Origin of the sequence: Intestinirhabdus alba (genome assembly GCF_009711095.1) — a bacterium.
Taxonomy (GTDB): Bacteria; Pseudomonadota; Gammaproteobacteria; order Enterobacterales; family Enterobacteriaceae; genus Intestinirhabdus; species Intestinirhabdus alba.
In genome coordinates, this window is the sequence record NZ_WMJZ01000139.1 from 1 (window position 1) to 586 (window position 586).

Genomic DNA, 586 nt, shown 5'->3' on the forward strand with positions numbered 1-586 from the left:
CATCTGGCGTACGTGATCTACACGTCGGGCTCGACCGGGCAACCCAAGGGGGTGATGCAAGAACACTCTTCACTCACCAACCTTATTCATTGGCAGTTATCTACATCAAAATTGGAAAGGAATGAATTTTTAATAAACAGGACTCTTCAATTTGCGGTTTTGAGCTTTGATGTTTCTTTTCAAGAAATATTTTCTTCACTATGTTCTGGAGCAATATTAGAGCTTATCGATAATGATTATAGAACAGACTTTTTAAGATTGTTTGATAGGCTGGCAGCGTCTCGCGTTGAAAGGGTTTTCTTACCTTATATGGCTCTTTTACATTTCTCTGAAAACTTGATATCTCATGGTTATGATTTTAAAAAATTATCTATAAAGGAGGTAATCACTTCTGGCGAACAGTTAATAATGACCCCTGCCATTATAGAATTTGTTAAAAACTTGAAGTTTCGGTTGTTGAATAACCAATATGGCCCAACTGAAACGCATGTTGTGACTCAGTTTAGATATAAATCACTTTCAGAGGAATTAAATTCAATAGTGCCAATAGGCCGTCCAATAGCCAATACGCGGCTGTATCTGTTAA

At 37.2% G+C, this 586-nt stretch carries 1 protein-coding gene; it reads left to right on the forward strand.

What is annotated here, in order from left to right:
- Window positions 1–54: 54 nt before the first annotated feature.
- Window positions 55–586: AMP-binding protein (locus tag GJV78_RS22760; protein ID WP_230979232.1), on the forward strand; the 532-nt coding region annotated here is incomplete at its 3' end.